The sequence below is a fragment of the Variovorax sp. 38R genome, assembly GCF_014843395.1.
Lineage (GTDB): Bacteria > Pseudomonadota > Gammaproteobacteria > Burkholderiales > Burkholderiaceae_C > Variovorax > Variovorax paradoxus_H.
On sequence record NZ_CP062121.1, the window covers coordinates 2,619,802 to 2,646,307 of the forward strand.

The 26,506-nt window shown below is 69.5% G+C and carries 25 protein-coding genes and 1 pseudogene; 13 read left to right on the forward strand and 13 right to left on the reverse strand.

From position 1 onward, the window contains the following. Positions 1 to 23 precede the first annotated feature (23 nt). Complete coding sequence (locus IG196_RS11880) at positions 24 to 383, reverse strand: ArsR/SmtB family transcription factor (protein WP_192196314.1); 360 nt, start codon at positions 381 to 383, stop codon at positions 24 to 26. 174 nt (positions 384 to 557) lie between these two features. On the opposite strand from IG196_RS11880, the gene bla reads away from it, so the two are divergent. The 5 genes from bla (at position 558) to IG196_RS11905 (ending at position 6,480) form a co-directional block, all read left to right on the forward strand. Next, on the forward strand, positions 558 to 1,445 hold the full coding sequence (gene bla, locus IG196_RS11885) for a class A beta-lactamase (protein ID WP_192196315.1): 888 nt from the start codon (positions 558 to 560) through the stop codon (positions 1,443 to 1,445). A gap of 49 nt (positions 1,446 to 1,494) precedes the next feature. Next, the gene (locus tag IG196_RS11890) at positions 1,495 to 2,490 is read left to right on the forward strand and encodes a LysR family transcriptional regulator (protein ID WP_192196316.1); all 996 of its coding nucleotides are present in this window, start codon (positions 1,495 to 1,497) and stop codon (positions 2,488 to 2,490) included. Positions 2,491 to 2,625: 135 nt separating this feature from the next. Beyond that, positions 2,626 to 4,197 carry an AMP-binding protein gene (locus tag IG196_RS11895; RefSeq protein ID WP_192196317.1) on the forward strand — a complete coding sequence of 524 codons (1,572 nt, stop codon included), beginning with the start codon at positions 2,626 to 2,628 and terminating at the stop codon, positions 4,195 to 4,197. Positions 4,198 to 4,208: 11 nt separating this feature from the next. Further along, positions 4,209 to 5,447, forward strand: coding sequence for an acyl-CoA dehydrogenase family protein (locus IG196_RS11900; protein WP_192196318.1), 1,239 nt, complete (start codon positions 4,209 to 4,211; stop codon positions 5,445 to 5,447). 34 nt (positions 5,448 to 5,481) lie between these two features. After that, positions 5,482 to 6,480, forward strand: coding sequence for a Bug family tripartite tricarboxylate transporter substrate binding protein (locus IG196_RS11905; protein ID WP_192196319.1), 999 nt, complete (start codon positions 5,482 to 5,484; stop codon positions 6,478 to 6,480). 3 nt (positions 6,481 to 6,483) lie between these two features. On the opposite strand, the gene trhA is transcribed toward IG196_RS11905, so the two are convergent. Continuing rightward, positions 6,484 to 7,107 (reverse strand): PAQR family membrane homeostasis protein TrhA, encoded by a 624-nt coding sequence (gene trhA, locus IG196_RS11910; protein ID WP_192196320.1) that lies wholly within the window; start codon positions 7,105 to 7,107, stop codon positions 6,484 to 6,486. A gap of 281 nt (positions 7,108 to 7,388) precedes the next feature. Here trhA and dctP point away from each other — a divergent pair, with 281 nt between their 5' ends. Next, positions 7,389 to 8,303 carry a TRAP transporter substrate-binding protein DctP gene (gene dctP, locus IG196_RS11915; RefSeq protein ID WP_225617012.1) on the forward strand — a complete coding sequence of 305 codons (915 nt, stop codon included), beginning with the start codon at positions 7,389 to 7,391 and terminating at the stop codon, positions 8,301 to 8,303. On the opposite strand, the gene IG196_RS11920 is transcribed toward dctP, so the two are convergent. Beyond that, entirely contained in the window at positions 8,300 to 9,319 is a 1,020-nt protein-coding gene (locus IG196_RS11920) for an AraC family transcriptional regulator (protein WP_192196322.1), read from the reverse strand. The genes dctP and IG196_RS11920 overlap by 4 nt on opposite strands. Before the next feature lie 140 nt (positions 9,320 to 9,459). On the opposite strand from IG196_RS11920, the gene IG196_RS11925 reads away from it, so the two are divergent. After that, positions 9,460 to 10,251 carry a crotonase/enoyl-CoA hydratase family protein gene (locus tag IG196_RS11925; protein WP_257885024.1) on the forward strand — a complete coding sequence of 264 codons (792 nt, stop codon included), beginning with the start codon at positions 9,460 to 9,462 and terminating at the stop codon, positions 10,249 to 10,251. Between the two features lie 9 nt (positions 10,252 to 10,260). Here the strand turns inward: IG196_RS11925 and IG196_RS11930 are convergent, their stop codons facing one another. The 3 genes from IG196_RS11930 to IG196_RS11940 all read right to left on the reverse strand — a co-directional run bounded on the left by IG196_RS11930 (position 10,261) and on the right by IG196_RS11940 (position 13,537). Next, a complete protein-coding gene (locus IG196_RS11930; RefSeq protein ID WP_192196323.1) occupies positions 10,261 to 11,679 on the reverse strand; it encodes a GTPase/DUF3482 domain-containing protein in 1,419 nt (472 codons plus the stop codon). After that, a complete protein-coding gene (locus IG196_RS11935) occupies positions 11,676 to 13,061 on the reverse strand; it encodes a DUF2868 domain-containing protein (protein ID WP_192196324.1) in 1,386 nt (461 codons plus the stop codon). Before IG196_RS11935 ends, IG196_RS11930 begins: the two co-directional genes overlap by 4 nt. 167 nt (positions 13,062 to 13,228) lie before the next feature. Beyond that, positions 13,229 to 13,537: a hypothetical protein gene (locus tag IG196_RS11940; RefSeq protein ID WP_192196325.1), complete on the reverse strand. Its 309-nt coding sequence runs from the start codon at positions 13,535 to 13,537 to the stop codon at positions 13,229 to 13,231. Here IG196_RS11940 and tssE point away from each other — a divergent pair. Next, on the forward strand, positions 13,527 to 14,117 hold the full coding sequence (gene tssE, locus IG196_RS11945; protein ID WP_192196326.1) for a type VI secretion system baseplate subunit TssE: 591 nt from the start codon (positions 13,527 to 13,529) through the stop codon (positions 14,115 to 14,117). The genes IG196_RS11940 and tssE overlap by 11 nt on opposite strands. A 67-nt stretch (positions 14,118 to 14,184) precedes the next feature. Continuing rightward, entirely contained in the window at positions 14,185 to 16,065 is a 1,881-nt protein-coding gene (tssF, locus tag IG196_RS11950; protein WP_192196327.1) for a type VI secretion system baseplate subunit TssF, read from the forward strand. On the opposite strand, the gene IG196_RS11955 is transcribed toward tssF, so the two are convergent. Continuing rightward, a complete protein-coding gene (locus IG196_RS11955) occupies positions 16,062 to 16,655 on the reverse strand; it encodes a TetR/AcrR family transcriptional regulator (protein WP_192196328.1) in 594 nt (197 codons plus the stop codon). The genes tssF and IG196_RS11955 overlap by 4 nt on opposite strands. An 85-nt stretch (positions 16,656 to 16,740) precedes the next feature. On the opposite strand from IG196_RS11955, the gene IG196_RS11960 reads away from it, so the two are divergent. Further along, positions 16,741 to 17,169, forward strand: a complete 429-nt coding sequence (locus IG196_RS11960) for a VOC family protein (RefSeq protein WP_192196329.1) — start codon at positions 16,741 to 16,743, stop codon at positions 17,167 to 17,169. A gap of 7 nt (positions 17,170 to 17,176) precedes the next feature. Here the strand turns inward: IG196_RS11960 and IG196_RS11965 are convergent. Both IG196_RS11965 and IG196_RS11970 read right to left on the reverse strand, forming a co-directional pair. Then, positions 17,177 to 19,044, reverse strand: a pseudogene (locus tag IG196_RS11965) (ABC transporter ATP-binding protein). A gap of 49 nt (positions 19,045 to 19,093) precedes the next feature. Further along, on the reverse strand, positions 19,094 to 20,029 hold the full coding sequence (locus IG196_RS11970) for a LysR family transcriptional regulator (RefSeq protein WP_192196330.1): 936 nt from the start codon (positions 20,027 to 20,029) through the stop codon (positions 19,094 to 19,096). 100 nt (positions 20,030 to 20,129) lie between these two features. Between IG196_RS11970 and IG196_RS11975 the strand changes: the two genes are divergently transcribed. Then, positions 20,130 to 20,954, forward strand: coding sequence for a DODA-type extradiol aromatic ring-opening family dioxygenase (locus IG196_RS11975; RefSeq protein ID WP_192196331.1), 825 nt, complete (start codon positions 20,130 to 20,132; stop codon positions 20,952 to 20,954). A gap of 29 nt (positions 20,955 to 20,983) precedes the next feature. Further along, positions 20,984 to 21,862: an alpha/beta fold hydrolase gene (locus IG196_RS11980; protein WP_192196332.1), complete on the forward strand. Its 879-nt coding sequence runs from the start codon at positions 20,984 to 20,986 to the stop codon at positions 21,860 to 21,862. A gap of 3 nt (positions 21,863 to 21,865) precedes the next feature. On the opposite strand, the gene IG196_RS11985 is transcribed toward IG196_RS11980, so the two are convergent. After that, the gene (locus IG196_RS11985; RefSeq protein WP_192196989.1) at positions 21,866 to 22,792 is read right to left on the reverse strand and encodes an aldo/keto reductase; all 927 of its coding nucleotides are present in this window, start codon (positions 22,790 to 22,792) and stop codon (positions 21,866 to 21,868) included. Between the two features lie 80 nt (positions 22,793 to 22,872). After that, a complete protein-coding gene (locus tag IG196_RS11990; RefSeq protein WP_192196333.1) occupies positions 22,873 to 24,003 on the reverse strand; it encodes an ABC transporter substrate-binding protein in 1,131 nt (376 codons plus the stop codon). 115 nt (positions 24,004 to 24,118) lie between these two features. Between IG196_RS11990 and IG196_RS11995 the strand changes: the two genes are divergently transcribed. Continuing rightward, on the forward strand, positions 24,119 to 25,048 hold the full coding sequence (locus IG196_RS11995; RefSeq protein WP_192196990.1) for a LysR substrate-binding domain-containing protein: 930 nt from the start codon (positions 24,119 to 24,121) through the stop codon (positions 25,046 to 25,048). Here the strand turns inward: IG196_RS11995 and IG196_RS12000 are convergent. After that, positions 25,019 to 25,645 (reverse strand): 2-hydroxychromene-2-carboxylate isomerase, encoded by a 627-nt coding sequence (locus IG196_RS12000; protein ID WP_192196334.1) that lies wholly within the window; start codon positions 25,643 to 25,645, stop codon positions 25,019 to 25,021. The genes IG196_RS11995 and IG196_RS12000 overlap by 30 nt on opposite strands. Further along, positions 25,642 to 26,475: a CmcJ/NvfI family oxidoreductase gene (locus IG196_RS12005; protein ID WP_192196335.1), complete on the reverse strand. Its 834-nt coding sequence runs from the start codon at positions 26,473 to 26,475 to the stop codon at positions 25,642 to 25,644. Before IG196_RS12005 ends, IG196_RS12000 begins: the two co-directional genes overlap by 4 nt. Positions 26,476 to 26,506 lie beyond the last annotated feature (31 nt).

The window sequence follows — 26,506 nt, forward strand, 5'->3', positions numbered from 1 at the left end:
GATGAAGAGGAGAGAGAAGGGGGTCACGCGCGGCCGCGGCCGTTGTCGTCGGCCTCGCGCTGCAGCGCCTGCGCCAGGGCGTCCAGGCGGTGGTTCCAGAAGACTTCATACGCGCGCAGCCACGCATCGGCCGTGGCGAGCGCTGCCGGTTCGAGCCGGCACACGTGCGCGCGGCCCTGCACGGTGCGCGACACCAGCCCCGCGCGTTCCAGCGTCTTCACGTGCTTGGAGGCGCCCGCGAACGACATGCGAAACGGCGCGCCCAGTTCGCCGACGCTGCATTCGCCCTGCGCGAGCAGCTGCAGCATGGTGCGCCGCGTGCTGTCGGCCAGGGCGTGGAACACGGCGTCGAGCCGTTCGTCTTCGATTTCAAGTTCAACCATGCAGTTGAATATAGATCGATGCCGAACAAAATTCAACCCGAAGGTTGAATGATTGCGCGGCGTTACACCTGATACACCCGGGACGCCCTGCGCGCACCGGGCGCTGGAAGCTTGGCGGCTGCGCTCCTACGATGCCTTTCATTCCATTCACTCGCGAACGAAAGACACCAACCAATGAACACCCTGATCCAGCGCCGCACCCTGTTGCTCGCCGTCGCCGCGACTCCGCTCGCAGGCGCCTGCAGCGCATGGCCGAAGAAGGGCGCGCAAGCCGACGCCGAAGCACAGCTCGCCGAACTCGAACGCGCCTGCGGCGGCCGGCTCGGCGTGGCGGGCTTTCACACCGGCAGCGGTGCGCGCCTGCAGCACCGCGCGCACGAGCGCTTTCCGCTGTGCAGCACCTTCAAGCTGGTGCTCGCCGCGGCGGTGCTCGAACGCAGCGCGACGGACGCCAGCCTGCTCGGGCGCCGCATCAGCGTCGGCAAGGGCGACCTGGTGTCGCACTCGCCGGTCGCCGAGAAGCACCTCGCCACCGGCATGACCGTGAACGAGATGTGCGCCGCCACCATGCAGTACAGCGACAACGCTGCCGCCAACCTGCTGCTGAAGGTGCTGGGCGGGCCGGCCGCCGTCACCGCGTTCGCGCGGCGCGTCGGCGACACCACCTTCCGCCTCGACCGCGCCGAGCCCGAGCTGAACACCGCCATCCCCGGCGACCCGCGCGACACGACCACGCCCGCGGCCATGAGCGACACCGTGCAGCGGCTCGCGCTGGGCGACGCGCTCGGCGCCCCGCAACGTGAGCAGATGCGCGAATGGCTGCTCGGCAACACCACCAGCACGGAGCGCTTCCTGGCCGGCGTGCCCGCGGGCTGGCGCGTGGGCGACAAGACCGGCGCAGGCTCGTACGGCACCACCAACGACGTCGGCGTGCTGTGGCCGCCGTCGGGCGCGCCGCTGGTGCTCTCGGTCTACCTGACCTTCCCCGACAAGGACGCGAAGGGCCGCAACGACGTGGTCGCCTCGGCCACGCGCATCGCGGTGAAGGCGCTGGCAAGCTGAGTCAGCGACGGGGCCACAATGGGCGGCCCCATCTTTCCCCCGTCGCCCCATGGACCTGAGGTCTCTTCGCTATTTCATCGCGGTGCTTGAAGCCGGCAGCCTGTCGCGCGCCGCCGCGTCGCTGTACGTGGCGCAGCCCGCGCTGACCGCGCAGATCAAGAAGCTCGAAGCCGAACTCGGCACGCAGCTGTTCGACCGCTCGCACGTGGGCGTCACGCCGACAGCCGCGGGGCTGCAGCTGTACCAGGACGCGCGGCGCCTGCTGTCGGATGCCGCAGCCATGCGCGAGCGGCTGCAGCGCACGCCCGACGGGCCCGAGGGCTCGGTCACGGTGGCGGTGCCGTTCCTGCTGGCGTCGCTGCTGCTCGGGCCGGTGCTCGCGCGGCTGAAGCAGTCGCACCCGCGCATCCGCGTGTTCGTGATCGACGACCTGAGCCTGATGGTGCGCAAGGCGATGGTCGATCGCCGCGCCGACATCGGCCTGCTGGTCGACACCGCGAGCGTCGAGGGGCTGGACGTGCGCCCCTTCGTGCGCGAAGGCATGTTCCTCTGCGGCTTCGATGCGAAGGGCGAGGTGGCAGCACTGCTCGGAAAAAGTGCGAAGGGTGGGCGCGCGAAGAAGGGCGCGCCGGTTCGCCCCACGGTGCCTTTCGCGCGCGCGGCGGGCCTGCCGCTGGTGCTGCAGTCGCGCCGCTTCAGCATCCGCCAGCGCGTCGAGGCGGCGGCCGAGGCGGTGGGCGTGGAACTCAACGTGGTGCACGAACACGATTCGGCGCGCGTGCTGCGCTCGCTCTACCTGGCGGGCGCGGGCTTCACGGTCTCGCCCGCCTGCGCGCTCGCGGACGGGCCGGGCGAGCAGCCGAACTGGCTGGTCGCGCGCATCGTGGAGCCCGAGCTGCTGCGCACGTACCACCTGGCCACGCCGGCCGGCAAGGCGCCCGATGCGGCCACGCAGGTCGTGATGCAGGTGCTGGCCGACGAGGCGCGATCGATGATCGCCTCGGGCCGCTGGGACGCGCAGTTCCTGGGCGACGGCAAGCCATAGCGCGCGGAAGGGGCGGGCACCGGGGCCATCATCTTTTGTGATGGCCGCGCATCAGCAATCGGTATTTGTTGTGCGGCGGCGTTGCCTGCGACAGTTCTCCCGAAGGTGCACAGGCACCTGCCACAAGGAGACAACTTGCCCTCACTCTCGCCCGAGATCGCCAACGTTGGCGAACTCGCATCCCGCGCCGCCCGCCTGCATGCCCGGCAGATCGCCGTGACCACGCCGCAGCGCGCCTGCACCTACGAACAGCTCGACCGGCGCGCGAACCGCCTGGCCAATGCCCTGCGCGGGCTCGGCCTGCAACGCGGCGACCGCGTGGGCGTGTACCTGCCCAACTGCATCGAGATCGTCGAGCTGGAGCTGGCCTGCTACAAGGCCGCGCTGGTGAAGGCGCCGATGAACGCGCGGCTCGCGCCGGTCGAGGTGGCCGAGGTCATCGTGAACAGCGACGCCACACTGATCGTCACCACCGCCGCGCGCGCCGAGACTTTCTTGCCGCTGCTGAAAGGCGCGGCCCCGAGGCTGCTGCTGCTCGATGCGGCCGAAGGCACATCCGCTTCGTACGAAGGCCAGCTGGCGCTCGCAAGCGACGCCTTCACCACGGAGCGCGTGCGCGCCGACGAGCTGGCCGTGCTGCACTACACCTCGGGCTCCAGCGGCGTGCTCAAGGCCGCGATGCAGACCTTCGGCAACCGGCTGGCCCAGCTGCGCAAGTTCCTCTCGCGCTCGGAGGGCATGCGCCCCGGTGACCTGCTGGGGCTGGTGGGGCCGATCACGCACGCCTCGGGCATGCAGATCGTGCCGGCGCTGTGCAGCGGCGCGACGATCCGTTTGTTCACCGGCTTCGAGCCCGCGCGCTTCCTGAGCGACATGAAGACAGAGCGCGTGACCCACACCTTCATGGTGCCCACCATGATCAACATGCTGCTGGCCGAGCTGCAGGGCCGCTACCGGCCGTTGCCGGACCTGCAGCGCCTGGGCTACGGCGCCGCGCCGATGGCGCCCGCGCGGATCATGCAGGCGATGGACGTGTTCGGCCCGGTGCTGTCGCAGGGCTACGGCGCGGGCGAAACCACCTCGGGCGTGTGCGGCCTCTCGGTGGAAGACCACCTGTTCGCACGCGCCGCCATGCCCGACCGGCTGGCCTCGTGCGGCCGGCCGTTTCTCGAATCGGTGGTGGAGATCGTCGACGACGAAGGCCAACTGGTCGCGCCCGGCGAGGTGGGTGAGATCGTGGTGGGCGGCGAGGACATCTTCGCCGGCTACTGGCGCGCGCCCGAGCTCACGGCCGAAGTGCTCAAAGAGGGCCGCTATCACACGGGCGACCTCGCGCGTGCCGACGACGAGGGCTACATCTACATCGTCGATCGCAAGAAGGACATGGTCATCAGCGGCGGCTTCAACGTGTACCCCTCGGAGGTCGAGGCCGTGCTGTACCAGCACGCGGCGGTGGCCGAGGCCTGCGTGTTCAGCGTGCCCGACGACAAGTGGGGCGAGGCGGTGGCCGCGCACATCGTGCTGAGGCCGGGCGCCTCGCCCGACACGGCCGGGCTCGACGACTTCTGCGCCGCACGGCTCGCGGGCTTCAAGCGGCCGCGGCGCATCGAGTTCGTCGATTCGCTGCTGAAGAACGCCAACGGCAAGGTCGCACGCAAGGCGATCCAGACGCCGTACTGGGCCGGCCACGCGCGCCGCGTCAACTGAAAGAGAACGACATGGACACCACGCTGACACCTTTCGCCGCCCCCACCGAGGCCTCGGCCATTCGCGCACCGCTGTTCGACGGCCCCTTCGAGGGCTCGCCGCGCGCGGCCGAGCTGATCGCCCGCATCGGCGACTTCCTGAACGGCGAACTGGCCGACCTGGTGCGCGAGAAGGGCATCGACCACGAGCACGGGCCCGACCGGGACACGTTGCGCCACGTCTGGCGCCGCTCGCACGCGATGGGCTTCTACGGCATGACGCTGCCCCAGGCCATGGGCGGGCTGGGCCTGTCGCTGCTCGACCATGTGCTGGTGAAGGAATCGATCTATGCCAGCGGCTCGCCGCTCGCGCCGCATGTGTTCGGCGAACTCAGCGGGCCGCCGCGCGTGGGTGCGCTGGCCAAGTTTGCGACGCCGGAGCAGATGGCGAACTTCATCCGGCCCGTGGCGCAGGCTGAGAAGGCGATCTGCTTCGCGCTCACCGAAGCCGAGGCCGGCTCCGATGCCGGCGCGGTGCAGACGACGGCGCGGCGTGAGGGCGACGTGTACGTGCTCGACGGGCGCAAGCGCTTCATCTCGGGCTCGCCTTTTGCCGACTTTGCGGTGCTCATGGCGTCGACCTCGGACGATCCGGCGCGCCGCGAGGTGACGGCCTTCTTCATCGACCTGACGCAGCCGGGCGTCGAGGTGCAGGCTGGCTACAAGACCATGGCGGGCCAGTCGACCACGGGCGACATCGTGCTCACCGGCTGCCGCGTGCCGGCCGCGAACCTCATCGGCGAACCCGGCAAGGGGCTGGCGCTGGCGCTGGGGCGCATCACGGTCAACCGGCTGCTGCATTGCCCGGGCATGGTGGGGCTGGCGACGGTGGCACTGAAGGACGCACGCGACTACGCGCGCACGCGCCGCCAGTTCGGCCGTGCCATCGCGCAGTTCCAGGCAATCCAGCATTCGCTGGCCGACATGGCGACGCAGCTGTGCGCGGCGCGCGCGCTGATGCTGTCGACCGCGCGGCAGATCGATGCCGGCGGCGACCCGCGCGCCGAGGCCTCCATGGCCAAGCTGTTCTGCTCGGAGGCGGCGTTCCGCGTGGCCGATGCGGCGGTGCAGATCCACGGCGGCGAAGGCATCGTGCAGGGGCGGCGCGTGGAGTTTCTGTTCCGCATGCTGCGCATGTACCGCGTGCTCACGGGCACCAGCGAGATCCAGAAGAACATCATCGCGCGCGAGCTGATCGGCGACGCGGCCTGAGACCGCACCAGACAATCCGGAGACAAGACAAGCCATGAATACCTTCCATGCCAATCGCCGCGCGCTCTGTGGTGCGATCGCTGCCTCGGCGCTGCTGCCGGCCGTTGCTCGCTCAGCGGGCGCGACCGCATCCGCATGGCGGCCGACCCGTCCGGTCAAGTGGGTCGTGCCGTACCTCGCCGGCACCGGCCCGGACAACGGCGCGCGCATCCTCGCGGAAGCGCTCGGGCCCTTGCTGGGGCAGCCGGTCGTCATCGAGAACCGCGGCGGCGCGGCCGGCAACATCGGCGCGCGCCAGGTCGCACGTGCCGCGCCCGACGGCTACACCTGGATCTATTCGAGCGCGCCCATGGCCGCCAACATGCGCATGCAGCAGAACCCGGGCTACGACGCCGTGAAGGACTTCCGCCACATCATGCGGCTCACCACCTCCGACGTGCTGCTGGTGGTTAATTCGGCTTCGGGCATCCAGACGCTGCAGGAACTCGTGGCGCGTGCAAAAGCCAACCCCGGCAAGCTCGACTACGCCTCGGGCGGCGTCGGCACGCCCTCGCACCTGGGCGTGGAGTTGTTCCTGCAGGCGGCGGGCGTGCAGGCCACGCACGTGCCGTACAAGGGCGCGTCGGAAATCGTCAACGCGGTGCTGGGAAACCAGGTGAACTTCGGCATGCCGATCTTCTCGGTGGCGCTGCCGCACGTGCAGGGCGGCAAGCTGCGCGCGCTCGGCGTGGCCGGCACCAAGCGCAACGCGGCCTTGCCGCAGGTGCAGACGCTGGCCGAGCTGGGGCTGCGCGGTGTCGAGCTCACGTCGTGGGGCGGCGTGTCGGTGCCGGCGGGCACGCCCGACGCCATCGCTGCGCGCCTGTACGAAGTGTTCAGCCAGGCGCTGAAGCAGCCATCGGTGATCACCGCATTGACGGAGCTGGGCAGCGAGGTGAGCCCGTCGACGCCCGAGGCCTACGTGCAGGCCTTCGCGAGCGAGATGGAATTGACCGAACGGATGATGAAGACCGCGAAGCTGCAGCCGCTGTAAGGCTCAGAGCACGAACCAGCCGACAGCCACGTAGTGGCTCGCGGTGCCGGCCAGCACGAACAGGTGCCAGGCGCCGTGCGCGTGGCGCAGCCCCAGCCGGTTGCGATAGAACACCGTGCCCACCGTGTAGAGCACACCGCCCGCGACCAGCCACGCCAGCCCCGTGGCGTGCAGCTTGGCCGCCAGCGGCGCGGCGGCCAGCACGCCGAGCCAGCCCATGCCGATGTACAGCGGCAGCGAGGGCTTCTTCGCCGTGCCGGCGCCGGCAGGTTTCAGCTCGCGCCAGATGCCGAAGCACGCCGCGCTCCAGATCGCCGCGAGCAGCAGCCAGCCCCAGGGGCCTTGCAGCGTGACGAGCGCGAAGGGCGTGTAGGTGCCCGCGATCAGCAGGAAGATCGCGCAGTGGTCGGCGCGCTCCCACAGGCGCTTGCTGCGGCCGCGCGTGCTGTGAAAGAGCGTGGAGGCCGCGTACAGCGCCACGGCCGAGAGCGAAAACACCAGGCCGCCCGCGATGCGCGCCGGGTCGCCGGTGGGCAGCGTCTTGGCGAGCAGCAGCGCGGCGGCCGGCAGCGCGAGCAGCAGGCCGAACAGGTGGCTGTAGCCGTTGAGTCGTTCGCCGGGGTACATGGGTTGGGATGAAGAAAGAAGAGGGCGCGTCGGGCGCCCGCGATCCTAGGCAATGGCCGTGACGGCCCCGTGACCGGGCAAACCCTCTCTGGCTTCTGGTTGCAAATGTTTACATTCAGCGGCCGGGATGCGTTCCCGACACCCGCCGCGTGCTTTGGCGCACCAGTGCCGGCGGGCCTTCTCACCGTGAGGGACTGCCGATGAAAAAATGTTTGATGTCGTGGCGCCGGGCTACAGCCTTGTGCATTGCCATGGGGTGTGCCGTCACTGCCTCCGCGCAAGTGCAGCAGTTCAAGTGGGGCCACATCTATGAGCCCGCGAGCATCTTTCACCAGCAGGCCGAGTTGGCGGCCCGCAAGATCGCCGAGCAGTCCGACGGCAAGATCAAGATCGAGGTGGTGGCCGCCTCCAAGCTGGGGCAGGAGCGCGACTACGCGCTGATGCTCGCCAACGATTCCATGCAGATCGCCTACGTCGGCCAGGCCACGCTGGCCGAGGGCTATCCGCCGCTGGGCCTGGGCAGCTACCCCTTCGCCTTCAAGGACCTGGACCACGTGCGCAAGTACCTCGCGAGCCCGCTGCTCGCGGACCTGATGAAGGGCTACAACGAGCGCAGCGGCAACCGCATGGTCGCGTCGGTTTATTACGGCGCGCGGCAGGTGACTTCGGGCAAGCCGCTGCAGCGCCCCGAAGACTTTCGCGACCTGCGTCTGTACGTGCCCGACGCCGCGGCTTACCAGCTCTTTGCCACCGCGCTCGACGCCAAACCCGTGTCGCTGCCGTTCAACAGCCTGTACGGTGCGCTCAAGAAGAACGAGGTCGAGGCGCAGGAGCATCCGCTCGGCACGGTGCGCGCCAAGCAGCTGTACGAAGTGCAGAAGTACGTGCAGCTCACGGGCCACATCTACGACACGCTGGGCATCGTGATCGGCAAGGCCGCCTGGGCCCGCCTCACGCCGCCGCAGCAGGCGATGGTGGAGAAGACGCTGGCCGACACGGCGAAGTGGACGAATGTCGGCGTGATCGCCAGCGAGCTGGAAGACGAGCAGTTCCTGCGCAGCAAGGGCATGACGGTGCAGCCGGTCAACCGCCTGCCGCTGCTGGAGCGCGTGGCGAAACGGTCGACGCCCGAGCAGATGGGCGCGCGGCCGGGCGACTTCGCCAAGCTGCAGGCGCTGGCCGGGGCCGCGAACTAACCAGCCCGCTGCCGGTAGCCGCGCGGCGTGCTGCCGGTCCACGTGCGAAACGCACGATGAAAGGCCGGCGTGTTGTCGAAGCCCACCGAGGCCGCGATGCGGTCGATCGGTTCGCGCGTCTTCACGAGGCGCTGGATCGCGAGGTCGCGGCGCACCTCTTCCTTCAACGCACGAAAGCTCGTGCCCTCGGCCGCAAGCTGGCGCGACAGCGCACGCTCCGACATGTGCACCGCGCGCGCCGCCGCGCCCAGCGTGGCATCGGATGCAAGGTGCGCGGCGACGAACTCGCGCACCGTGGCGCTGGTGGTGTCGTGGTCGAAGGTGACGAAGATCCAGTCGTCGGGCGCGCGGCGCACGAAGTCGAGCAGCTCGGCGCGCGTGCGTTGGAAGGTCTGGCGCAGCACGGGTTCGGCAAAGCGCACCGAAGACGTGTCTTGATCGAACTGCAGCGGGCCGGGGAACAGGTTCGCGTACTCGTCGAAGCGCGCCGGGCGCGGGAACGCAAAGCCGACACCCAGCACCGGCAGCTGCCGTCCCATGAGCCACGAGGCGACGCCGTGGATCAGCTTGACCATCAGCGCATGGCCGAAAGGCGTGGTGGGCCGCGCGGCGGCTTCCGGGTGCGGCGCGATGGTGATCGTGGCCACGCCGTGGGCGCGCGTCATGCGCAGGCGATGGTCGTCCAGCAGCAGGTTCCAGAAGCGCGTGAAGCGGTACATGGCGACCATGAGCGAGGGCGCGTCGAGCAGGCTGAGCCCGAGGTACTTGAGCGCGCCCGCGCGGATCGGGCGTGACCACAGGCCCAGCATCTCGTCGCCCATGAAGAGCGACACGCACTCGTACATGCGCACGAACTGCTCGCGCGTGACGCGCGCGCCTTCCTGGCGCAGCAGTTGCGGCGAGATGCCGGCCTGCGTGGCCAGCGTGTCGATGTCGCGCGGGCTGAGCTGACGGCGTGCACCGCTCAGCAGGTGCTGCAGGAAGCTGACGGCGACGGTGGCGCGTTCGGGCGGCATGGCGGGTTCAAAAGACGGTTGGCGGATTCTGCAAATGAATGGGCGCGATCTGCAAGCAATGGCGCAGAACCCATGGATATCGTAGCCCTGAAGCGCCACATCCCCGTGGCGGAACCCGCAACAACCAAAGGAGCCCTGCCGTGATCGAACGGAACGTCACCCTGCACATGGACGAAGAGGTCGCCGTCGTGACCCTGAACCGTCCCGCCAAGCGCAACGCCATCGACGAGGCCACGCTGGCCGCGTTGGACGCCGTGTTCTCCGCACTCCCGCGCGAGGCCAAGGCCGTGGTGCTGACCGGCGCGGGGCCGCATTTCTGTGCCGGGCTCGACCTCAAGGAACACCACGACAAGGAGCGCACGGCGGTCGATTTCATGCGCGTGTGCCAGCGCTGGCACAGCACCTTCGACAAGATCCAGTACGGCGGCATTCCGGTGGTCGCGGCGCTGCACGGCGCGGTGGTCGGCGGCGGGCTCGAACTGGCGGCGGCCACGCACGTGCGCGTGGCCGACCCGTCGACCTACTTCGCACTGCCCGAGGGGCAGAAGGGCATCTTCACCGGCGGCGGCGCGACGGTGCGCGTGGCGCGCATCATCACGCCGGGCCGCATGGTCGAGATGATGCTCACCGGCCGCGTGCTCGACGCGCGCGCCGGCAAGACGCTGGGCCTGGCGCACGAGATCGCTGCGCCCGGCGAGAGCCTGCGTGCCGCGATGGTGCTGGCCAAGCGCGTGGCGAAGAACGCGGCGCTGTCGAACTACGCGATGGTGACGTCGATCAGCCGCATCGCCGACATGTCGGCCACCGACGGCATGTTCGCCGAGTCGCTGATGGCGGCGGTGGTGCAGACCGGCGGGGAAGTGCAGACGCGGCTGGGGGCGTTCGTCGACAAGTCGCTGGCGAAGGTGACGCCCGAGCACGTGCCGGGCTGAGGCTGGGCCTCAGGCCTCGAAGGCGCGCTGCAGTTCGATCGACAGCATGCCCGCCAGCGCCTCGCGCTGCGGCGCGGGGCGCCAGAAGCTGCGCGTGAGGGCGCCGGTCGATTCCCACTCGGGATGGCTGCGCGCCGGCTGCACGGCAAGCACGGCGCCCGCGGCGGCGCGCATGAGCGTGTCGTCGTCGTCCGCCGATGGGGCTTCGGCCCGGATGCGTTCGACGGCTGCATGGCCGCGCCGCTCCAGCGCCTGCGCAAGCTGCAGCTGCCACGCCGCGAGCGTGAACAGCACGCTGTCTTCCACCGTGAGCTCGTGCATGTCGCGCAGCTTGTTGGCCAGTTTGCGCCCGAGCGGGCCCCAGCCCTGCGACACCGCGCCGCCGATGGCGCCGCCCAATGCCGCGCCCGCGCCCAGCGACAGCCCCGCCAGCGCGAGGTCGGCCACCACGCCCACCGCGGCGCCGATGACGGCGCCCTTGCCCAGGCGCAGGCCCGCGTCCTTCATCGCCTCGGGGTTGAAGAAGTCGAGCGTCCAGCGGCCTTCGATGATCGGCAGCGGCGCCTCGTCGGCGTCATCCTGGCGAAAGCCGTAGAGCGCGAGCAGGTCGTCGGTGCAGCGCTGGGCCTTGTCGAACACGTCCTTCTGCACGCCGGCGATGAGCGCCTGGCGGCGCGTGGCGTCGGCGAATTCGGCGGCGGGCACGGTGCGGCGGACGGACGCGGCATCGACCAGCAGGTCCGCGATGCGCGTGCAGGCCGACTGGCGGCGCGCGTCGGCTTCGGCGTCGAGGGTGTCGACCACGTCGCGCAGCACGTCGCGGCGGTCGCGCAGCAGCGTGGCGAGGTCGTTGTAGAGGTCGTGCTCGGCGCCCACGAAAGGCGCCGCTGCATCGAAGCGCACCTGCACGTGCAGGCCGTAGGCCGAGAGCAGTTCTTTCCAGGCCGGCTCGCGGCTGGCGGCGTCGCGCACGAAGTTGAGCACCGGCAGCACCGGGCGCGCGCAGGAGTTCAGCAGCTCGATCTCGTCGCGGAACTTGGGCAGCACCGGCTCGCGCACGTCGATCACGAGAAAGGCAGCGTCGATGTCGAGCATCGCGCGCAGCACCTTGGCCTCCTGCTCGAACACGCCGTGCGCCTCGGGGCCTTGCAAGAAGCGGCGGATGCGCTCGGGCGGCGTGGCCTGTGCGGCGGCATCGAGGCCGGCCAGGTGCTCGCGCAGCGCGACCGCGTCTTCGAGGCCCGGCGTGTCGAAGAAGCGCACGGCCGGCTGGCCGTTCACCTCGAGATCGACCGACTCGACATGGCGCGTGGTGCCGGGGCGCTGCGACACCTCGCCGAAGCTCACGCGCCGCGTGAGCGTGCGCAGCAACGAGGTCTTGCCCGCGTTGGTGTGGCCGACGACGGCGATACGGATCGGTTCTGTCATGCGGTGGCGGTGCCTTCTTGAAAGACGGCATCGAGCCGGTCGCTCGCGACCACGTGGGCCAGTCCGGCGTCGCGCAGCCAGTCGCGCCAGCGTTGCGTGGCGGTGGCGTTCGGCGCGTCGGCCAGCCAGAGCCGGCATTCGCCGCAATGCGTCAGCACCTCGCGCAGGAAGCGCTCGGTGCCGCGGTCGGGGCTCGACGCCGCATGGCAGACGAGCAGCACGGTGCGCGGGTGGATTTGCGCGAGCTGGTCGAGCAGCGCGCGGCGCGCCGGGGCGCTGCCGTCGATGCGCGCCGCAGAGGTCGGCAAACCGGCGGGTGGCCAGGGCATGTCGGGCGGCAGTTCAAAACCGACGACGAACAGGCCGTCGTGCTGCTCGGAAGTCGGCAGGCCACTGGGCGCGGCGGGGTGCGCGCGGCCCGGGTCGGCATCGACGATGGCGGGCGGTGCCAGCGCGGCGAAACGGGTCAGCAGCTTGCGGTAGTAGGGCGCCTGCCAGTCGGGCTGCAGGGCCGGGCGACGGTGGCGGCAGACGGCGGCGCTGAGCAGCACCAGCGCCAGGCGCGGCAGCAGGCCGTAGACCGCGATGCAGCCGGTGAGCCACAGCGCCCAGGTGCGCTGGGCCGTAGGAACCGGCACCGCCGATTGCACCGTGGCCGCATCGGGCACGGGAAAACCGAACTGCGCCGGCAGCCAGCCCAGCGCCTGCACCACGCGCACGAAGAAGGCGGGCTCGAGGATGGTGGTTTCCCAGCTCAGCGTGTAGCTGCGAAAGGCGAGGGCGAACAGCATCGCGGCCAGCACGACGGCGAACGACAGCGCCCAGATGCCATGACTCACGAGCCCGAAGGCCCAGGGCAGCAAGCGGGCGCGCGTGAGCAGCCCCGTGGCCGCGCGCACCAGCAGCGGCGCCTGCCCGCGCTGGCCGCCCGCCACGCGGGCCGTGAGCGACAGCCACAGCCAGCCCAGCGAAGCCGTGCCGAAGGTGCCCGACGGCAGCCACAGGCCGACCAGCCACAGCAGCAGCGTGAGCGCATGCAGGCCCAGCAGACTGACGAGCGCCACGATCACGTTGATGTGGCGGTCGTTGCCGCCGACCACCTGGCCCGCGAGGCCCAGCCCCGCGATCACGACCAGTGCCACGAGCGCCAGCAGCACCCACGGCGCCCAGTGCCGGCCGCGCGCGAGTTCGGCCTGCAGGCCCATGCGCTCGCCGAGCTGGCGGGCGCGTTCAATGATTCGGGAGTGGCCGTCGGCCGTGCGCGAGGCCGCGGTGTGAAGGGCCGACGCGTCGTCGAGCGGGCCGTTCTGTTCGGTCCATCGGACCGCTTCGGTGATCACCGCATCCGGAAAAGCAGGTTCGCGCAGTGCGGTGGTGGTCAACAGGGTCCCTTCTTCTTCGCCAATGACGCCCCGGCGCAGAAAAGCGGTGGCGGGGCGCGCAAATTATGCCCGGCGCTTCGCGAGGCCCCGGGCACGCGCAACGGGGCCGCGAACGGCCCCGTTGCCCTGCGTGTGCAGCAAGAGAAAGGACGCGCGGTCGGCGGGGTTCAGCGCAGGCCGAAGAACGACAGCACGGCCACGACGACCACGACCAGACCGACGATGTAGATGATGGAATTCACGCGAGGGCTCCTAGTGGTTGGCGATGACCCAGCATCGGGCGACAGCCGGCACGCGGGTGTCGGCAAGGGACGGTGCGTGCTGTAGGACTCGCGAAGCGCGGATGCGACGACAAATGCCCGGCGCGGGCGTCCGCATTCGAGCCACGCCCGCTGTGTGACCATTGTTTGCAATGAGCGGCGGGCATCCACGCAAGACTCTGCCCCTTCCAGAAAAGGCAAGGTCATGCGGCTCACCGAGCACTCCCCGTTCACAGGTTCCCACCCCGCGCACCCCGGCGCACGCGCACCGCGCGGGCCCGACGCACTGGCCCCGCCGCGCGTCAACGCGCAGCTGCTGCCCACGCTGTTCGACCGCCTGCGCGACGACGCGCCCAGCCGCACCACCGAGCTGCCGTCGGAGTACACCGCCACGCCGGCCCAGATGCGCGAGATCATCCAGCGCGACCTGGCCCTGCTGTTCAACACCACCAACGCCGAAGACCTGATCGACCGCGTGCGCCATGCCGACGCGGCGTCTTCCACCGTGAACTACGGCGTGCCGCCGCTGGCCGGCAGCTACCTGTCGGAGCGCAAGTGGGCGGACATCGAACGCATCATCCGCCGCGCCATCCGCGACTACGAGCCGCGGCTGATTCCCGACAGCGTGCAGGTCGTGCCGCTCATGAAGGAAGACGGCGCGGCCGAGGCCTACAACGTGTTGCTGTTCGAGATCCGCGCGCTCATTCACCTGAAGCCGTACCCGCTGGCGTTCACGGTGCAGAGCGCGGTCGATCTCGAGACCAACCGCATGCGCATCGTCGGCGCGGCGGATTGAAGCGCGACCACCCGTCTTTCGTTTTCCTTCATTTCACTTCACACCACGCCAGGGAAGGCTCACCGTCATGGACCCGCAACTCCTCGAGTACTACAACCGGGAACTCGTCTACATGCGCGAGGCGGCGAGCGAGTTCGCCGCCTCGCACCCCAAGATCGCCCGCCGCCTGGGCATGCACGGCATCGAGGTGGCCGACCCATATGTGGAGCGGCTCATCGAGTCGTTCAGCTTCATGTCGGCGCGCATGCAGATCAAGCTCGACGCCGAATTTCCGCGCTTCACGCAGCGTCTGCTCGAGGTGCTGTACCCCAACTACCTGAGCCCCACGCCGTCGATGGCCGTGGCGCAGCTGCATCCCAGCGTGAAGGAGGGCGACTTCACGCGCGGCTTCGTGGTGCCGCGCGGCACGGCCTTTCATGCGCGCGTGCCCGCGGGCGAGCAGACGCCGTGCGAGTTCCGCTCCAGCCAGGACGTGACGCTGTGGCCCTTCGAGATCGTCGAAGCGCGGCTCACTGGCGCACCGCCCGACATTCCGGCGCTGGAGCGCTATGTGCCGCCGCATGTGCAGGTGACGGGCGCGCTGCGCCTGCGCTTGCGCATCGTGGGCGAGATGGGCTTTTCGGCACTGTCGGGGCTCGACCGGTTGCCGATCTACCTGCGCGGCAACGAGCAGGTGGCGTCGCACCTGTTCGAGCTGCTGCACACCTCGGCGGTCGCGACCTTCGTCGGCGAGCCGGGCCAGCTGATGGACCGGCCGCATGTGGTGACCGAAGGCGCGCTGGTGCATGAAGGGCTGGCACCGGGCGAAGGCCTGCTGCCGCTGGCGTGGAACACCTTCCACGGCCACAACCTGCTGCACGAATACTTTGCGTGCCCCGAGCGCTTCTACTTCTTCACGCTCACGCAGCTCGCGCCGGGGCTGGCGCGCCTTCCCGGCAAGGAGGTCGAGATCGTCGTGCTGCTGAGCAAGCCGCCCGGCGCCCTGGGAGCGCTGGTCGATGCGGCGCAGTTCGCGCTGTTCAGCACGCCGGTGGTCAACCTCTTCGAGCGGCGCACCGACCGCATCGAGCTCGACACGGCACAGACCGAGTTCCACCTCGTGCCCGACCGTTCGCGGCCGATGGATTTCGAGGTGTATTCGGTGCAGCGCATCGCCGGCCAACAGGCGCGCACCACGGCCGAGATCGACTTCCGCCCGCTCTACCAGACGCTCAACGAAGACGAGGGCAACCACGGCCGCTACTTCTCGGTGCGGCGCGAGCCGCGGCTGGTGTCAGAAACGGCGCGCAAGTACGGCACGCGCACGCCGTACATCGGCACCGAGGTGTTTCTGTCGCTGGTCGACCAGCAGGAGGCGCCGTACCCCGAGAGCCTGCGCTACCTGTCGGTGAAGGCGATGCTCACCAACCGCGACCTGCCGTGCCTCGTGCCGCGCAACGGGCAGTCCGACCTCGCGGTGGCCGATTCGATCCCGGTGTCGGCCGTGGGCCTCATCCGTCCGCCGAGCACGCCCAAGTCGCCGTTCGCGCAGCGCGAGATCGCGTGGCGGCTGATCCGCCAGCTGGGCTTCAACCACCTGCCGCTGGCCGACATGCCGCACCGCGAGGGCGCGCAGGCGCTGCGCGACATGCTGCGGCTGTTCGTCACGGCCGACAACGACGTGCTGCGCCGGCAGATCGATTGCCTCGTCGGCTCGCGCATCGAGCCCGTGACGCGGCGCCTGCCGGGCGCGGGGCCGCTGATCTACGGGCGCGGCGTGCAATGCACGCTGAGCGTCGATGAGGAAGGGTTTTCGGGCACGAGCCCGTACCTGCTGGGGCTGGTGCTGGAGCACTACCTCGCGCGGCACGTGAGCATCAACGTGTTCACGCAGACCACGCTCGAATCGATGCAGCGCGGCACTGTCGCGAAGTGGCCCGTGCGAATGGGCGGGCGCGGGGCCGTCTAGTTTCTCTTCGGCGGGAGCGCCTGCTCGAGCAGCCACAGCATGGCGGCCCGCACCTTGGCGGCATCGCCGCCGGCATCGATCTCCAGTGCCGCGCGGTCGAAGGCGGCCGACAGCAGACGGGCGAGGGCGTCGAGCGACACCTCGCCCCGGCCCATCCCGGCGCGCGCCAGCCCCTGGCGCAACGAGTTCGCCGACGTGGCGTCGTCCATCGACATCATCTCCGCCATGCCCAGCACGGCCGGCCCGTCGATCAGCAGCAGCCGGGTGCGTCCCGGCACCGTCATCGCTTTCAGGTAAGCCTCGCTGCCCACGAGCAGGGCTTCGCGCGGGCCGAGTTCGTCGGGCGTGGCCGCGTCGATGTCGGCCGCGACCGCCTGCGCTTCGAGCAACAGCACCTGGCGGAACAGGTCGCGCTTGTCGTTGAAGTGGTGGTACAGCGCGCCGCGCGTGATGCCGGCGGCCATGGCGATCTCGGGCGTGGAGGTGTCGCCGTAGCCCTTGCCGACGAAGAGCGTGCGGGCCGCCTCGGTCAGCGCAAAGCGGGTGGTTTCGGTGCGTTCGCGGTTGGTGCGTGCCGGGGTTTTGACCATGACCCTAATTTACATGCAGTCTGTTTGTGGATTAGTATTTAACTTACATGCAGTTTGTATGTTTTGTCCACGAAGGAGCCACCCCATGAAAGTGACGAGCTATTACCCGGTGATCATGACCAACAACGTGGCCGGAACCGCGGCCTTCTACGAGGCGCATTTCGGGTTTGCGTCGCTGTTCACGACCGACTGGTACGTGCACCTGCAGCTGGCGGACGATGCCTCGGTGAACCTGGCCGTGCTCGACGGCAACCACCAGACCATTCCCGCCGAAGCGCGCGGACAGGTGGCGGGCGGGTTGTTGCTGAACTTCGAGGTGGAAGACCCCGACGCGGTGCACGAGCGCCTGAAGGCGGCCGGCCTGCCGATCCTGCTGTCGCTGCGCGACGAGGCCTTTGGTCAGCGCCACTTCATCACGCGCGACCCGAACGGCGTGCTGATCGACATCATCAAGCCGATCCCGTCGTCGGGTGAATACGTCGCGCTGTACGAGGCCGGCACGTCGCCGACCTGACGCCCGCTCAGGCGCGCAGGGCTTCGTCTTCTTCCAGACTGTCGCCCAGGAACCCGCCGCTCTGGTGCGCCCACAGCCGCGCATACAGGCCGCCTTGCGCCATCAGCGTGCGGTGGTCGCCTTCTTCGACCACGCGGCCTTCGTCGAGCACGATGAGCCGGTCCATCGCCGCGATGGTCGACAGCCGGTGCGCGATGGCGATCACGGTCTTGCCTTCCATCAGCGTGTACAGGCTTTGCTGGATCGCAGCCTCGACCTCGGAGTCGAGCGCGCTCGTCGCCTCGTCGAGCAGCAGGATGGGCGCGTCTTTCAACATCACGCGCGCAATGGCCACGCGCTGGCGTTGGCCGCCCGACAGCTTCACGCCGCGCTCGCCCACGTGCGCCTCGTAGCCGCGCCGACCGCCCGCATCGCCCAGCGTCTGGATGAAGTCGTGCGCCTCGGCGCGCCTGGCGGCGGCTTCGATCTGCGCCAGCGTGGCGTCGGGTCGGCCGTAGGCGATGTTGTCGGCGACCGAGCGGTGCATCAGCGAGGTGTCCTGCGTGACCATGCCGATGTGCATGCGCAGTGAATCCTGCGTGACCTTCGAGATGTCCTGCCCGTCGATGAGGATGCGGCCGCTTTCCAGGTCATGGAAGCGCAGCAGCAGGTTCACCAGCGTCGACTTGCCCGCGCCTGAACGGCCGACCAGGCCGATCTTCTCGCCGGGCTTCACCGTGAGGTTCAGGCCGTCGATGACGCGGCGGCCCGCATCCGCATAGCGGAAGCTCGCGTTGTCGAAACGCACTTCGCCGCGCGGCACGTCGAGCACCGTGGCATCGACCGCGTCGAGCACCGTGCGCGGGCGCGACAGCGTCTTCATGCCGTCCTGCACCGTGCCGATATTCTCGAACAGGCTGGTCATCTCCCACATGATCCAGTGCGACATGCCCTGCAGCCGCACGCCCATGCCGTGCGACCCAGCCACAGCGTGCCCGCCACAGGCCGCCCGATGCCGGCCGTGATGCTCAGCGTGTGGTTGACGATCTCGAAGGCGCTCACCAGCCGCATCTGGCCGTAGCCGGTGTGCATGAACTCGCGCATCGCGTCGCGCGCAAAGCCGGCTTCGCGCTGCGTGTGCGAGAACAGCTTGACGGTCGCGATGTTGGTGTACGCGTCGGTCACGCGGCCCGTCATGAGCGCGCGAGCGTCGGCCTGCGCCTTGCCGATCTTGCCCAGGCGCGGCACGAAGTAGACGAGGGCGCAGATGTACAGCGCCAGCCAGATCACGAAGGGCCACACCAGCTGCGCGTCGAGCACGCCCACCAGGATGATCATGGTGGCCACGTACACGCCCATGGCGACCAGCACGTCGGCCAGCACGAACACGGTTTCGCGCACGGCCAGTGCGGTCTGCATCACCTTGGCCGTGATGCGGCCCGCGAACTCGTCCTGGTAGAAGGCCATGCTCTGGCCCAGCATCAGGCGGTGAAAGTTCCAGCGCAGGCGCATCGGCAGGTTCACCGCGAGCGTCTGGTGCTTCACGATGGTCTGCAGCGCCACCACGCCGATGCTGATCACGAGGAACGCGGCCAGCCACATGAGCGTGTCGCCGCGCTCGGCCCACAGCTTGGACGGCACCTGGCCGCCGAGCCAGTCGACGATGCGCCCGAGGATCGCGAACAGCGCGGCCTCGAAGATCGACATCACCGCGGTGAGCGCCGCCATCGCGGCGATCTTGCCGCGCACGCCGTGCGTGCAGGCCCACAAAAAGGCAAAGAAGCCCTGGGGCGGCAGCGCGGGTTCGGCGGCGGGATAGGGGGTAAGGAGTTTTTCGAAAAAGCGGAACAAGGAATCGGTCTCCAGGAGAGCCTTCGACTGTAGCCCTGCATGCATGACCTTGCCCCGAAAAGGTGCGTTCGCGGCCGGTGCCTTCAGCAAGCCTTCAGATGCGTCGTGCCTTGGCGTCGTCGGCGCGTGCTGCCTTTGTTTCCATGCCGCCCAATCGCTCGCTCAGGAAGTCGATGAAAGTTCGCAGCTTGGGCGACATGTACTGCCGGCTGGTGTACACGGCGAACAGCGTGACCGGCATCGCTTCGAACGCGGGCAGCAGTTGCACCAGCCGGCCCTGCGCCAGGTCGTCGTCGATCAGCCACACGGGCAGGTACGCAATGCCCATGTCGGCGCGCACCGCGTGCAGCGTGAGCGTGGTGTCGTCCGAGCGCATCGCGGGCGTGAGCCGCAGCGGAAACATGCGCCCGCCCGGCCCCTTGAGTGCGAGGTTGTCCAGGTTCACGTAGCTCGGCACGATCGCGCCCAGCTTCGCCAGGTCGGCCGGCACCGCGGGCGGGCCGCCGTGGCGCTTCAGGCAGGCCGGCGTGCCGACGAGGTGAAAGGGCACACGGCACAGCGGCCGCGCGATGAGCGCGGGCGAAGGCTCCTGCGTGGCGCGCAAGGCCAGGTCGTAGCCGTCGGCCGCGAGATCGACCTTGCGGTTTTCCAGGTGCATATCGACCAGCACCTCGGGGTAGGTCTCGCGGTAGTCGGCCAGCACGCGCGCAAAGCGCGGCGTGGCGCACCACACGGGCGCGCTCACCTTGAGCTGGCCGCGCGGCGTGTCGCGCGTCTGGCCGATGGCGGCTTCGGCCGCGTCGAGCAGGTCGAGCGCGCGGCGGCTCTGCTCGTACCAGGCGGTGCCGGCCTCGGTCAGGCTCAGGTGGCGGCTCGAGCGGTGCAGCAGCCGCGCGCCCAGCGATTTTTCGAGCTGCGCCACGTGCTTGCTGGCCATCGGCGCCGACAGGCCCAGCCGCTCGGCTGCCGCCACGAAACTGCCGGCCTCGACGACTTCGCGGAACACGCGCAGGCTGGTCATGCGGTCCATCGATGATTTCCTGTGAAGAAAGGATTCGATGCATCGTAGCCTGTCGATTTCCTGAAAGGAAATGTCTACAGTCGATCCAACGCCTTCAAGGAGCATCGACTTGACCCACGACACCACGCTTTCCCGCCTGCCCACGTACTTCATCTCGCACGGCGGCGGCCCCTGGCCCTGGATGAAGAAGGAGATGGGCGCCACCTACGACCAGCTCGCCGCGTCGCTGGCCGACATGCCGCGCCAGATCGGCCGCACGCCGTCCGCCATCCTCATGGTCTCGGCGCATTGGGAGGCGCCCGCCTTCACGGTGCAGGGCAACCCCAGGCCGCCGATGATTTACGACTACGGCGGCTTCCCGGCCCACACCTACGAGGTGCGCTACGCCTCGCCCGGCTCGCCCGAACTCGCGCAGCGCGTGCAATCGCTGATCGCCGCCGCCGGCCTGCCGGCGCAGATCGACCCCGAGCGCGGCTACGACCACGGCATGTTCGCGCCGATGGCTGCGATCTACCCGAACGCCGAGGTGCCGGTGGTGCAGCTGTCGCTGCGGCGCGGGCTCGACCCGGCCGAGCACCTCGCGCTGGGCCGCGCCATCGCGCCGCTGCGCGACGAGAACGTGCTCATCGTCGGCAGCGGCTTGAGCTATCACAACCTGCGCAACTTCGGCCCGCAGGCGCACGGCGTGTCGAAGGCCTTCGGCGACTGGCTCGACGAGACGTCGGTGCAGGCCACGCCGCAGGAGCGCGTGCAACGCCTGCAGGACTGGGCCTCGGCCCCCTCGGCGCGCGTGGCGCATCCGCGCGAGGAGCACCTGATCCCGCTGATGGTCGCGGTCGGTGCGGCCGAGCAGGACATCGGCGAGCGCGTCTATCACGAGGACGCCTTCATGGGCGGGCTCGTGGTGTCGAGCTACCGCTTCGGCGCGGTGTGAAGGTTCGGGCCGCGCGGCAAAATGAAGCCATGCCCACGCCCGCTCTTCCCACCCCCACCGAATCCGCCGAAGCGCGGCGCCTGATCGCCCGCATCGAAGCCCTGTCCACCTCGCACGACCCCGTGCACAACGGCGTGCGCGTGCGCTGGCGTCGCTTCGGCACCGACACGACGAAACCGCCCATCGTGCTGCTCCACGGCGGCCATGGCAGCTGGATGCACTGGCTGCGCAATGCCGAGGCCCTGTCGGCCGAACGCACGCTGCTGCTGCCCGACATGCCGGGCTTTCGCGATTCCGATGCGCTGCCGCGCGTGGCGCCCGGCGAAGACGCGCTGGTGCCGCTGCTGGCCGCGCTCGGCGGCACGCTCGATGCGCTCATCGGCGCCGGCACGCCCATCGACCTCGGCGGTTTCTCTTTCGGCGGACTCACCGCCGCGCGCTTCGCGGTGCGGCGCGGCGCCATCCGCCGGCTGGCGCTGATGGGCAGCGGCGGCCACGGCACCTTGCGCCGCATGACGGTCGAGATGATCAACTGGCGTGCCGCCCCCGACCGCGAGACCGAGCGCGCCGCGCTCATGCACAACCTGGGCGCGCTGATGTTGCACGAGGCGGCCGCCATCGATCCGCTGGCCTTCGAGATCCACGACCTCTCGTGCCACGGCACGCGCTTTCGCAGCAAGGAGGTGTCGCTCTCGGGCGGGCTGCAGACCGCGATCGACACGCTGGCCGTGCCGACGCTGCTGCTGTGGGGCGAGTTCGATGTCACCGCCGACCCGCGTCCGTTGGTGGCGCAGCTGGCCAGCGAAGGGCCCGGCCGCGAAGGCGTGGTGATCGATGGCGCGGGGCACTGGGTGCAGTACGAGCGCGCCGACGAAGTCAACGCGCAGCTGGTGAAGTTCTTCGGCTGAGGTTCACAGGCCCAGCGTGCCTGCATGCTGGCGCCAGAACGCCGCATCGGGGAAGGTGCCTGTCCCAGCCCCGGCCGCGGCGTTGTCGGCCATGTGCTCGGCGCGGCTCGTGCCGGGGATCGCGCAGGTCACGGCCGGATGACTCAGCACGAACTTCAGCAGCACCTGCGCCCAGCTGGTGCAGCCGATTTCGGCAGCCCAGGCGGGCAGCGGCTTGTCGCGCAGGCGCCGCAGCAAACCGCCGCCGCCGAAGGGCATGTTGACGATCACCGCCACGCCGCGCTCGGCCGCGAGCGGCAGCAGGCGCTGTTCGGCCTCGCGCGCGTCGAGCGAGTAGTTGATCTGCACGAAGTCGAGCGTCTCGGCGCGCAGCACGGCCTCGACCTCGCCGTAGGCCGAGGCGGTGTAGTGCGTGATGCCGAGGTAGCGCACGCGGCCCTTGTCCTTCCAGCCGCGCAGGGTGGCGAGGTGCGTGCGCCAGTCGACGAGGTTGTGCACCTGCATCAGGTCGATCTGCTGCGTGCGCAGCCGCGCGAACGACTGTTCCATCTGCGCGATGCCGGCTTCGCGGCCCGAGGTCCAGACCTTGGTGGCGAGGAAGGGCTTGGTGCGCGGCTTTGCGGCGGCCAGCAGTTCGCCGGTGCTTTCCTCGGAGCGGCCGTACATCGGCGAGCTGTCGATCACCGTGCCGCCGGCCGCGAAGAGCGCGTGGAGCACGCCGGGCAGGCGCTTGTATTCGTCGGTGCCGGGGCGCTGATCGAAGCCGATCCAGGTGCCGCAGCCGATGACCGGCAGGGCTTCCTTCGTGGAGGGAATGGGGCGGGTGGTCATCTGCATCGCGGGCCTGCTCGGTTGCTGCTGGGCGAAGGAGGGGAGCGCGGCGCCCGCGCACAGGGCCGCGCCGAGCCGCAGCAGCTGCGCGCGCGTCAGGGCGAGAGGGTCGGGTTCGTTCGTGAAGGGCGTCGTCACGAACGAAATTCTGCGCCCGCGAGGCCCGCGGGCGGAAGGCCTCAGCGCAGGTAGCGCCCGTCGGCCTTGAGCATCGACAGCTCGGAGAAGGTCAGCCCGCGGTGCTCGCCGGGCCGGTACGACACGGCGATGCCGCCGAGGTCGAGCGTCTTGAACGACTCCAGGCCCTTCTGCAGCGACTCCGGCGTGGGGTTCGCGCCCGCGCGCTTCAGGCCTTCGACCATGACTTTGGCGGTGACGTAGCCCTCCAGGCTCGCGTAGCTGAACTCGGTCGCGCCGATCTTCTTCATGGCCGCCTGGTACTCGGCGATGACGGGCATCGCGCTGTTCCACGGGTAGGGCACGACCTGCGAGATGACCACGCCGGCCGCGTCCTTCTTGATGTCCTGGAAGAGCTTCTGCCCATTCAGGAAAGAGAACGAATAGAACGCCGTCTCGCCGCCGGCCGCGCGATACGCCGAGATGAACTTGGCCGCCACGTCATTGGTGGCCGACAGCACCACGGCCTTGGGCTTGAGCTTGGCCAGCTCCGCGGCGCGTTCGGCTGCGTCGGAGCCGTCGTTCTTGATGGCCACGCTGCCGACCATCTTGTCGCCGCGTTCGGCAATGAACTTCTGCGTGCTCTCCATCGCCGAGCGCGCGCCGGGGTTGTCGTTGTGCGCGAAGGCGATGCGCGACAGGCCGATCGTGAAGAGGTGGTTCACGATGCGGCTGTATTCCTCGTCGAAGCTGATGCGCACCGGAAAGCCGAACTCGCTGAACTTCACCACCGGGCCCGCGCCCGTGTAGGGGCCGACGACGGGAATCTTCAATTCGTTGGCCGCCTTCAGCGCACCGACCGCCGACGAGGTGCCGATGGGCATCAGCACGCCGACGGCGCCGTCGCGCGCGAAGGCCTTGACGTTCTCGGCGCCCTTGGCCGGGTCGTAGGCGTCGTCGAGCTGGCGCAGCTCGACCGGCCGGCCGTTGATGCCGCCGCTGGCGTTCAGCGCGGTGAACATGGCGCGGATGCCCACGAGCGGCTCGGTCGACAGCGACGCGAGCGGGCCGGTCTGCACGTAGGTCTGGCCGATCAGCAGCGGCTTGGCGGTCTGCGCCTGGGCGGCGGGGGCCACGGTGAAGGCGAGGGCGGCGAAGGCCGAAGCCAGCAAATGAATCTTTTTGCGGATCATGGTCACAAATTGTTAATAAAGTCATCTTAAAGCGCGAGACCTTCCGGGTAAATTGCTCTTTGGTTGCGGGGCAGCACGCGCGGGATCAGAATTCGCCCTCATATTCACCATGGGAATGCCACTCTCGCTCCTCCGACTGTCTTCGCTGGACCTGGTGCGGGGTTTTGTCGCGGTGGGGCGGCGCATGAGCATCTCGCTCGCGGCGCAGGACCTGTGCCTCACCCAGTCGGCGGTCAGCAAGCAGGTTCATGCGCTGGAGGAGCAGCTCGGCGTGAAGCTGCTGGTGCGCGGCCACCGTTCGATCTCTTTCACCGCCGAGGGCGAGCGGCTCTTTCGCAGCGCCGACGGCGCGGTGCAGCAACTGCAGGACGTGATGGGCGGCATCCGCCAGGCGGGCGAGCAGCGCCCCGTGACGCTCAGCGCCAGCATCGGTATGACCGGCCTCTGGCTGCTGCCGCGGCTCAGCCGGGTGCAGAAGCTGCATCCGGGCGTGGACGTTCGCGTCTCGGCCAACAACCGGCTCGCCGACCTGCGCAACGAGGGCATCGACCTCGCGATCCGCTACACCACGCCCGCGCTGGCACCGGTGGGCGCGCTGCGGCTCTTCGGGGAAACGGTGGCGCCGGTGGCGCATCCCTCGCTCGGGCTGAAGCCGCTGCGCGCGGCCGATGCCGTGTCGCGCCTGTGCCTGCTCGACTTCGACGATCCGCAGCATCCGTGGCTGCAGTGGAACGGCTGGTTGGACTCGGTGGGGTGGGCCGATGCGAAGCCGCAGGCCGTGCTGCACTTCAACCAGTACGACCAGTTGATCCAGGCCGCGCTGGCCGGGCAGGGCGTGGCGCTGGGGCGGCTCGAACTGATCCAGCCGCTGCTCGACGAAAAGCGCCTGGTGCGCGTGGATTCGCCCGTGCCCGCGCAGGCCTCGGGGCATGCGTACTGGCTGATCCAGGCCGAAGACGCACCGCGCGAAGAGGTCTGTCATGTGGCCGATTGGCTGCTGGCCGAGGCGCGGCAGTCACGCGATGCGGTGGGCGCCATTCCCTGAGCTGAATGCCAGCGCCTCGTCGAGGCGGTCGTTGCCCCAGAACATCTCGTCGCCTGCGAAGAAGGTGGGTGCTCCGAAGATCCCTTTCTCGACCGCGATTTCCGTCTGGCGCCGCAGCCGCGCCTTGTTCGCATCGGACAGCGCCTCTTCGATGATCCGGTGCGCGGGCAGGCCGAGCGCGGCCAGCAGGTCGCGCATGGCCTGCGGCGAATCGATGTCGCGGTCTTCGGCGAAGTTCATGGCCATCGTGCGCCGGCAGAACTCGCCCATCCAGGGCTGCGTCGCGCCCACGAGCGCGATGCGAAGCGGCAGCACGGCCGCCCTCGGAAACTGCGTGGGCTGCCGCCACGGCAGGCCGTACCTGCGGCACTGGCGGGCCATGTCCTTCCACGTGTAGTCGCCTTTTTCCTTCTGCAGCACGAAGGGCGACGAGGCCCACCCGAAGGACCGGAAGATCGGCCCGAGCAGAAAGGGCTGCCAGCGGATGCGCACCTGGTAGCGGGCCGCTTCGCTCTCGATGCGCATCGCGCTCAGGTAGCTGTAGTTGCTGCCGAAATCGAACCAGAAGTCCAGCACGGGGAGGGCGCGCGGCGTCATTCGAACACCACCAGGCAACGGGCCTCGATGCTCTCGCGAAGCGGCGCGTCGGCGGGCGCATCGGGGTGGTCGAAGGCCGCGTGCGGCGTGAAGCGCGAGACGCCGCCCAGCTGCGAGTCGTACTGCTTGAAGACCAGCGCCTCGTGCCGGTCCATCGCCGAAAAGTAAGACCAGCGGTGCGCGGGCGAATGCGTGGCCAGGTAGATCTCGCCGGTGCGGCGCGGATAGCGGACCTCGGCATTCACCAGGTCCTTCGCCATCACCGAGCGCGCGTCGCAGACCGCCAGCGGCGTGTCGAGCACCGGTCCCTTGATCGAGCGCCAGATGTTGACGATGCAATAGCGCCGCACGGCCGCCGCTTCGTCGGGGTCGGTCAGCACCATGCCGAGCCGGCGGCGGCCGGAGTCTTCGGTGTAGTCGTTGTGGATGCGGCCATTGGCGGCGGCCTTGCCGTTGGTGGCGCGGCGGCCGAAGCTCAGCGCGGTGCGGTCGGCCTCGCGCTGGCGCACCAGGTGATCGAACACATGGGCCCGCGTGCCGCCCGTGACCGCGAGCGCCAGTTCGGCGACCTCGCGGTGGTAGATGGCGATGACCTCGGCGTCGTCGAGGAAATCGGAGACGGCCGTGGGCGCATCGCGCAGCACGAAGCCTTCGCGCTCGATGTCGGGCGGCGTCGCGGCTCTGCGGGCATCCGCGATCGGCATGGGACGCAGCTCGTAGCTGCCGCTTTCCCAGGGCGTGCCGGGCGGCGGTGCAAAGGTGTAGCTGAAGGGGCGCTGCGCGGAAGGCTGCAGGTAGTTCAGGCCGGCGGTGACGGTGGGGTGGTTCATGCGGGGCTCCTGGGTGTGAGGGGCATTGGAG